The organism is Sphingomonas sp. FUKUSWIS1, assembly GCF_000733135.1.
GTDB lineage: Bacteria > Pseudomonadota > Alphaproteobacteria > Sphingomonadales > Sphingomonadaceae > Sphingomonas > Sphingomonas aerolata.
In genome coordinates this window covers 60,043-68,545 of sequence record NZ_JPJC01000212.1, presented here as the reverse complement: position 1 = coordinate 68,545, position 8,503 = coordinate 60,043, and the positions used below count along the sequence as shown (strand labels likewise).

The following is an 8,503-nucleotide window of genomic DNA, read 5'->3' as shown; positions in this document are numbered from 1 at the left end:
GCGGGGGCGGACTGTGCGCCGCATGCCGTGGCGGCAAAGCTGCTGGCTGTCAGCGCCAGCGTGAGCAGGGTCTTGCGCATCGCGTATCTCCGGTCGGACGGGGCTGATCCCCATCGAATGTCCCGGTTATGACGGTCGGCTGTCGCGACGCTTTGTCAGGTGACGGATAAACTGTCGCAATCTGTATCGTGCACGTCACATCCGCGCGCGGCCGACCTGACGTGGCGGTCAGGCGAAGATCGCGACGCTCTGCATCTGTTCGGCGATCGGCAGGCCTTCCGCGTTCCAGATCGCCATCGACTGGCTCGAACTGCCGTCGCGGACATAGTCGGTCGTCGCGCGCAGCAGCCACCAGCCATCGCGTGTCACTGGTTGCGGGCCGAGGATGTTGAGCAGCCAGGTCATCGAGCTGAGCGGTGCCGGCCCGCCGAGCAGCTTGAGCGCGGAGGGTGGAAGGCAGTCCGCGACCGCGATCAGTTCGACCATCGGATCGAGCCCGTCGCGCTCCGCCAGCCGGACCCAGCGCAGCCATTCGGCGGGGCCGACGCTGTCGTCGCGGCGGTCGAGCAGATCGAAATTGCGCGAGAAGGCGACCGCGCTGTGTCCGCGATAGGTCGCGGTGTCGGCGTCGGGTACCGCGAAGGCGGGCGCGGTGCCGGTGTGGTGGTCGACGCGCGAGGCGATCGGCCCCATGAAGACGAAGGTCGCGCGCAGCCCGAGCCCCGCCGCGCTCTCGACGTCCGCCTGGACGAACGCGGCATTGCGGCCGCGTCGCAATCGAGTTGCGCGGATCGTTATGTCGCCCGAGAGCGGGCCGATGAACGCGACCTGCGCCGAGCGGAGCGGTGGCAGATCGGTGTCCGACATTTGCGCCGCATGCAGCGCGAGCGCGGCCGAGAACCCGCCATAGGCGGTGCGGCCCTGCAGCCAATTGTCCGGCACGGTCCCGCGCCAGCCGCCCTCGATCGGCTGCAGCGCCTCGATCGCCTGTCGCAGACTGGTCATGCCGCCGTCCCCGTCAGGGAATCGCGCAGCTCGCGTTTGAGCACCTTGCCGATCGCGCTGCGGGGGAGTTCGCTCACCGGATGGATGCCCGACAGGCGCTGGGTCTTGCCGAGCTGCGCGTTGGTCCACGCCAGGATTTCCGCCGGGTTCGCCGCTGGGGAGCGAGGGACGATGACAGCGACCGGCGTCTCGCCCCACGCCTCGGACGGCATGCCGATGACCGCGCAATCGGCGACGTCGGGATGCTGCCCAAGCACCGCCTCGAGGTCGGAGGGGTAGATGTTGAACCCGCCCGAGATGATCAGGTCCTTCTTGCGGTCCATCAAGATAAGAAAGCCGTCTTCGTCGAACCGACCGACATCGCCGTGGCGGATATAGCGGTTGCCCTCGGCATCATGCCACTCGGCGTCGCGCGTCGCGTCGCTACGGCCGTGATAGCCGTTCATCATCGCGGGCGAGCGGCCGACGACCTCGCCCATTTCACCCGGCGGTACCTCGACACCGTCATCGTCGATCAGGCGGATCTCGTGCCCCGGCATCGGCTGACCCACGCTATGCAACTTGGTCGGATGCGCGGTCGCGTTGAGCGCGCAGCTCGCTCCGCCTTCGGTCATGCCGTAGAACTCGACGAGCAGCCCCGGCCAGCGCGCGACCACGTCGGCCTTCAGCGCGGCGGAGAAGGGCGCGCTGGTACTCGTCTTGAAACGGAAGGCCGAGAGGTCGAATGCGTCGAAATCGGGGAGCGCCATGATCCGCTGATACTGGACCGGAACGAGCATCGTGTGCGTTGCGCGGTATCGCTCGGCGAGCGTCAGATAGCCGCGCGCGTCGAACTTGCCCATCAGCACGACGCTGCCGCCCCAGCCGAGCGTCGGCAGGATGCTGACGAGCGTGGTGTTCGAATAGAGCGGCGTCGCGATCATTGTGACCGCAGTGTCGAACCCCGCGGCGCTGTTGCGCGCGATATGCGCCCAGCGCATCGCATGGCTCTGGACGATCCCCTTGGGCGTGCCGGTCGTGCCCGACGAGTAGATGATGTTGAACGCATCGCCAGGCGCGATCGCCACGGGCGTGGGGTGTGCACCATCGGGCGCGAGCCAGCGCTCCAACAGCTTGGCGTCGCCGGACCCCTCGGGCGGCAGGTCGGCGTCCGACAGGAGCAGGATGCGCGCGGTGATGCGTTCGCCCGCCAGAGCCTGCGCCATGGCCTCGTCGAGAACGACGATCGGCGCGCCGCTGTCCGCGATCATTGCCGCGATCGCCGCTGGAGTCGCCGACGGCGCGATTGGCGTCGCGACACAGCGGGCCCGTACCGCGCCAAGGAAAACAGAAAGATAGCTGGTCGACGGCGCGGCGACGATCGCGATTGCCTGTCCCGCGGCGATGCCGTCGCGTTGCAGCGCCGCCGCGACGCGGTCCATCGTCCGGTCGAGCGTTGCATAGTCGATACTGCCCTGCGAATCCGCGATGGCGGTCGATGACCCGCGTTCCCGAGCGTGTGCGCGGATCAGATCCGGCAGGGTCGCGAAGTCGGTAGCGAGCAAATCGGAGGCGATCGTCATATCCGCGTGGCTAGGCGAAGTGCGCGTCGAATGCCATACGCGATATTCGAAAAGTCGACTCGCAAAAGGATCCGCCATGTTGTTCTACGACAGTGCCTCGCCGGCGCCCAACCCGCGCCGCGTCCGGATCTTCCTCGCCGAAAAGCAGGTGCGCATCCCGATGGTGCAGGTGTCGATACCCAAGGCGGAGCACAAGGCGGCGCCGTTCCTCGCGGTGAACCCCTATGGCCAGACGCCCGCGCTGGCGTTCGACGATGGTCGCGTGCTGACCGAGAGCGTCGCGATCTGTCGATATTTCGAGGCGCTGCATCCGGAGCCCCCGCTGTTCGGGCACGGCGCGCACAATATCGCCGAGGTGGACATGTGGACGCGGCGGGTCGAATTGCGGCTGATGACGCCGCTGTCGCTGGTGTGGCAGCATACGCATCCCTGGACGGCGCGGATCGTGAAGCCGCAATATACCGAATTCGGCGAAACCCAGCGGCCGCGTGTCCGGTCGGGCATGGCCGAGTTCGACGCTGCGGTGGCGGGCATCGAATGGCTCGACGGGGTGCGCTATACCATTGCCGACATCGTCCTGCTGACGACGATCGATTTCGCTGCGTTCGTCGGCATTCCCATCCCGGACGAGCTGGGGCATCTCAGGGCCTGGCACGACCGTGCGTCGGCCCGTCCAAGCGCACAGGCCTAGCGCCGCTGGCGTCCCGGGTCCTGGCCCCGGCCTCGTGCTCCGGACCGGCCGGATGCGGGCGCAGGGCGGTCCGGCAGCGATCCCCGACTTTAGTCCGGCATCCGCGACGGCGCCCGAACTTCCCTTTGCATCCCCCGGCGAATCATGCCAATAGCTGCCCATACCTGATGTTCAGTTTCGGAAAGAGACGGACCTAGGGTGGTTGAGCCTTGAAGCACTCTCGCAGTGCTCGGTATCGACAGGCAGGCAGTCCATCAGGTCGCCGCCTTGACGAGTTTGGAGAGGGGATAAGGCGGAAGGACGGCAAGGCCGTACCTTCCGCCGTCCTTCCTGAAACCCCAGCATCAGCGAGCATTGTGCGACCCGGCCTGACGCCGCATGCGCTGTTCCGTTTTGCGTCATTTCTGGCGTCACCTGACTTCGGCGCTTGAAGGCCGGCGGCGGCTGGTATCCTTAGGGTCGGACCGCTGCGGCAAAGGCCCTCTCCCCGGGGCCACATTATCGCAAGATCGAAAAATGGTTCTGGCCGATCCGGAACTGGCGAAAGCTGTCTACATGACAGTATTGGCAGGGATTAGTAGCAATATGCTACGATTTTCCCGCTTGACGCGTAAGGCGTAGAAGAATCTATTCGATGATGCGGTACGGGCCAAAGTGCTTCGGCCGAACAGGGGAGAGTGATGTGGCCAAGCAGCGCTATTTCGTCGCGTCCGCGTTTTTCGTCATTGCATGGGCCCTTGCCGTTCCGGCGGCAGCGCAGATCGGGGGTGATCCACAACCATTGGGAACGACGGGAGCAGGGCAGGTTACAGCGAACCCCGCGCAGTCTGCCGCCGCCCAGTCAGAGAATGCCGACATCATCGTCACCGGCTCGCTGATCCGCGGGTCGTCCGAGGATGCCGCCGCACCCGTCGACGTGATTTCGGGTGACGAACTCGCGAAGCAGGGCGCGCCGACAGCGGTCGAACTGCTCAAGAACCTGCCGACCTCGAACGGCGTGACCGGGGATGCGAACCAGTTCGACAGCCGCAGTCAGGGCAATGAAGGCGTCGCGTCGGTCAATCTGCGCGGGCTGGGGCCGCAACGTACGCTGGTGCTGCTCAACGGCAAGCGGCTGGTGCCGGTCGGCGGCGGTATTCCCATCGTCGACATCAACCTGATCCCCTCGGCCGCGATCGGCCGTGTCGAGGTGCTCAAGGACGGCGCCGCCGCCACCTATGGTTCGGACGCGATCGCGGGCGTGGTCAATTTCATCACGCGTACCGATCAGCAAGGCTTCCTGGTCTCGAGCGACTACCGTTATATCGACGGGTCGAAGGGCGATTACGGCACGGCCATGAGCTATGGTCACAGCGGCAACGGCGTGCGGATGCTGGCGTCGTTCGGCTATCAGCATCGGTCGGAGCTCCGTACGACCGATCGGGACTTCACCATCCAGCCCTATGCCAACAATCCCCAGGGCGGCTGGACCGGCGGCGGCAACCCCGGCAACCTCGATTTCAACGCGACCGTTCCTTTCCTCGACCCGGTCAGCGGGCGTCTGTTCACCGGTTATGGCGCGAACGGCGTGTCGAACGGGGTGAATTTCGTTCGCGATCTGGGGTGTGAATCGCTTGGCGGATTCCGAAGCGTCGCGGGCTCGACGACACCGACGCCGACCGCGGTCGGGACGATCGCGGTGCCGACCGATCGATGCTTCAACAATTACGGCCAGTTCGGCAATCTCGTCGAGCCGGAGGACCGGTATCAGGCCTATGCCGAGGTCGCGATCGACCTCACCAGTTCGCTGCAATTCACCGCGACCGCGCTCTATGGAGCGACATCGACGCGGATCACGACGTCGCCGACCTATCTGCCGACGCTGCCGCCATCGGCGAATGCGGCGGGCGGCGGCGCGGGCTTCTTCCAGGTGCCGACCTATGCGCCGGCACTACGCGACTATTGCCAGGTCTATGGTACGGCGGCGGGCTGCCTGACCGCAAACGGCACGCCGCTCGCACCCGCGCTCGCCTTCCCCGTGCTCTTCCGTCCGGCACTGCTCGGTGGCAATCCGGTCATGCGGGGCGGGGACAATGACCGTGGATCGGCATTTTCCAAGCGCCAGTCCGAGGAAATGCGCTTTACCGCGGACCTGTCATGGGAGGTCACCGATCGGATCAACCTGACCGCGAGCGGGACCTATTCGCAATATGTCCGCGAGAATGAGGGGACCGACACGTTCGGTGACCTGCTGCAGAACGCGATCGCGGGTTTTGGTGGCCCCAATTGCGCCTATGCGACCACCGCGTCGCGCGCCGGGCTGACCGCCGCGCAGGTCGCTTCGCTTGCCGGAATGAATGGCTGCACCTTCTTCAACCCGTTCTCGACCGCGGTGGCGGCCAATCCGGTCACGGGTCAGGTGAACCCCAATTATGCCGGGTCGCGCGGCACCAACGGGCTCAGCACCGTGCCCGGTGCGGGGTTGGTCAACGACATTGCGACGGTCGACAATTTCTTCCGGACGACGCGGACCGTCTACAACACGCAATTGTTCGTCGGCGACCTCGTGCTCGGTGGGCGGACCGGGCTGCGACTGCCCGGCGGCGATGTCGGCTTTGCGATCGGCGGCCAGTATCGGCGCAATTATTATGCCGTGAACTATAATGCCGACAGCAATCTGGCGGTCAATCCCTGCCCGGGGACACCGCTCAATCCGCGCGCGACCTGTACGCCGCAGACGGGTGCGCTGGGCTTCCTCGGCACCAACCGGAACGCGTCCTCGGTGGGCGACGTGAAGGCGCTGTTCGCCGAGCTGCAATTGCCGATCCTCGAGGCGATCAATGCGCAGCTGTCCGCGCGGTACGAGGATTATGGTGGCAATGTCGGGTCGACCTTCAATCCGCAAGGGCGCTTGCGAATCCAGGTGGCGCCGTGGCTGGCGCTGCGCGGCGGGGCCGGGACGACGTTCCGCGGACCGCCCGCGCAGCAGCTCGAAGGCAATCTGACCGCGCTGCAGATCATCGGCACCTCGTTCCGCGCGGTCGACATCAACGGCAATCCGGATCTCGAGCCTGAAAAGGCGACGACCTATAGCGGCGGCGTGATCCTCGACGCGGGCGGGTTCAATGCGAGCGTCGATTATTTCCGCTACGACCTGAAGGGCCCGATCGAGCAGGAGCCGACACAGGGCATCGTCAACGCATTGTTCGGTGCGAGCGGCGCGGCGAATTGCGGCAATGCCGCTTTTGCCGCGCTCCAGCAGCGCTTCACCTTCACCGGTGCGGGCTGCGGCGTCGGCAATGTCCAGCGGTTGCGCACCGTCTATGTCAACAGCGCCAATGTCACGACCTCCGGTCTCGACGTCCAGGCAAGCTTCCGCGGCGAGCTCGGGCTGGCGACCGTCACGGTGGGCGCGACCGGCACCTATGTCATCGACTACAAGACCAAGGACGTGACGGTGGAGGGGATCGTCGTGCAGCCCGCATTCGACGGTGTCGGGCTGCTCAACTACCAGACGACCGCCTATCCGGTGCCCGAAATCAAGGGCAACTGGTATGTGCAGGGTGACTACGACGTCGCCAGCCTGCGCGTGCAGTTCAACTATATCGATGGCTATACCGATCAGCGCGGCGCGGCAATCTTCGGGCCGAACTTCGGTGCGCTGGCGGGTGGATCGGTGACGGGCGGCAAGGAGATCGGCGCGTTCAAGACGATGGACGCCACGCTGAGGATCGCGTTGCCGACCGGATCGACGGTGTCGCTGTCCGCGCTTAACATCTTCGACCGCGCACCGCCCTTCGCACGGCTGGATCAGAATTACGATCCGTTCACCGCCTCGCCGCTCGGGTTCACCGCAAAACTCGGTTTGTCGCAAAAATTCTGATTGCTCTCGGCGCTGGCCTTGCTTTCCATGATTGGGTACGGTCCCAACAGGGTCGCAAGGCCAGCAACGATACGAGAGGATGACCATGGCGACAGCGTTGAAGACGCATTCCGACATCGCCGATTCCCTGGCCATGAAGCGCCGCGGCCTGACGCTCACCCTGCTCACGCTCACCTATTTCTTCAGTTATATGGATCGGCAGATCCTCGCGATCCTGCTCGAACGCATCAAGGCGGACCTGGTGCTGACCGACACGCAGCTCGGGCTGCTCTCGGGACTGGTGTTCGCGATCTTCTACGCCACGCTCGGCATCCCGGTGGCGCGACTGGCGGACCGGACGAGCCGTCGCAACATCATCGCGGTGAGCCTGACGATCTGGAGCGCGATGACCGCGATGTGCGGTCTGGCGCAAAACTTCACGCAACTCATGCTGTTCCGCATCGGCGTCGGGATCGGTGAGGCCGGATCCAGCCCGCCCAGCCATTCGATCATTGCCGATCTCTATCCACCCGAAAAACGCGCGGGTGCGATGGCGGTCTATTCGCTCGGCGTGGTGCTGGGGGCGGGCTTCGGGACGCTGATCGGCGGCGTCGTTGCGCACAGCTATGGCTGGCGGGTGGCGATGATGACCGTCGGACTGCCCGGTATCGCGCTGGCGGTGCTCGTCCGGCTGTTCATGGTCGAGCCGCGTCGCGGCCTGTCCGACGCCGGCCCGGTCGCCGCGCCGGCGCCGATGCCGAGCGTCGCGCAGGGCTTTGCCTCGATGTGGGCGAGCGCGCCCGCGCGGCATCTCGTCGTCGGCGTGACCCTGACCTCGATGATCGGGTACGCGCTGACGGGGTGGGGGCCGAGCTTCATGCAGCGATCGCTGGGTATCTCGATGCTCGACGTATCGCGCTATATCGCGCTGCCGGGTGCCCTGTTCGGGGCAATCTCGGCGCTCGCCGGCGGCAAGATCGCCGATGTGCTCGCCAAGCGCCACGGCCTTCACGTGCAGAGCTGGGTCGTGCTCGTCATGAAGGGGCTGTCGCTGCCCTTCGCGCTGGCCTTCTACCTGATCGACGTGCCGGCAATCGCGATCGGCAGCTATTTCGTCTACCTGATCTTCGCCAATTCCTACCTGGGGCCGAGTTTCGCACTGATCCAGCATCTCGCGCCGCTGAAGACCCGTGCGATGTGGGCGGCGATCACGTTGCTGGTCATCAACCTCGTCGGCCTCGGCCTTGGTCCGACGATGGTCGGGTGGCTGAGCGACCTCTTGAAGCCGACCTTTGGCGAGGAGTCACTACGCTATGCGCTGGTCATCATCGTGATGATGACGCCCTGGGCGCTCTATCATTATTGGCGTGCGGGCGTGCTGCTCAAGCGCGCCGAGGATCAGGC

General features: G+C 65.6%; 5 protein-coding genes. 3 read left to right on the top strand and 2 right to left on the bottom strand.

Annotation, left to right across the window (positions count from 1 at the left end):
• Positions 1-228 precede the first annotated feature (228 nt).
• Both sphsw_RS13010 and sphsw_RS13005 read right to left on the bottom strand, forming a co-directional pair.
• Positions 229-1,005: a thioesterase family protein gene (locus sphsw_RS13010; RefSeq protein ID WP_031440979.1), complete on the bottom strand. Its 777-nt coding sequence runs from the start codon at positions 1,003-1,005 to the stop codon at positions 229-231.
• On the bottom strand, positions 1,002-2,567 hold the full coding sequence (locus tag sphsw_RS13005) for a class I adenylate-forming enzyme family protein (protein ID WP_031440978.1): 1,566 nt from the start codon (positions 2,565-2,567) through the stop codon (positions 1,002-1,004). The genes sphsw_RS13010 and sphsw_RS13005 overlap by 4 nt, the downstream gene beginning before the upstream one ends.
• Before the next feature lie 76 nt (positions 2,568-2,643).
• Here sphsw_RS13005 and sphsw_RS13000 point away from each other — a divergent pair, with 76 nt between their 5' ends.
• From sphsw_RS13000 to sphsw_RS12990, 3 genes are all read left to right on the top strand, one after another.
• Entirely contained in the window at positions 2,644-3,258 is a 615-nt protein-coding gene (locus sphsw_RS13000) for a glutathione S-transferase family protein (protein WP_031440977.1), read from the top strand.
• 682 nt (positions 3,259-3,940) lie between these two features.
• A complete protein-coding gene (locus tag sphsw_RS12995) occupies positions 3,941-7,120 on the top strand; it encodes a TonB-dependent receptor domain-containing protein (protein WP_052380934.1) in 3,180 nt (1,059 codons plus the stop codon).
• 79 nt (positions 7,121-7,199) lie between these two features.
• Positions 7,200-8,503 (top strand): spinster family MFS transporter (locus sphsw_RS12990; RefSeq protein WP_235188394.1); only part of this gene is annotated, 1,304 nt, incomplete at its 3' end.

Coding starts and splice junctions, on each gene's coding strand:
- sphsw_RS13005 (WP_031440978.1), bottom strand. CDS start 2,567: ATGACGATCGCCTCCGATTTGCTCGCTACCGACTTCGCGACCCTGCCG.
- sphsw_RS13010 (WP_031440979.1), bottom strand. CDS start 1,005: ATGACCAGTCTGCGACAGGCGATCGAGGCGCTGCAGCCGATCGAGGGC.
- sphsw_RS13000 (WP_031440977.1), top strand. CDS start 2,644: ATGTTGTTCTACGACAGTGCCTCGCCGGCGCCCAACCCGCGCCGCGTC.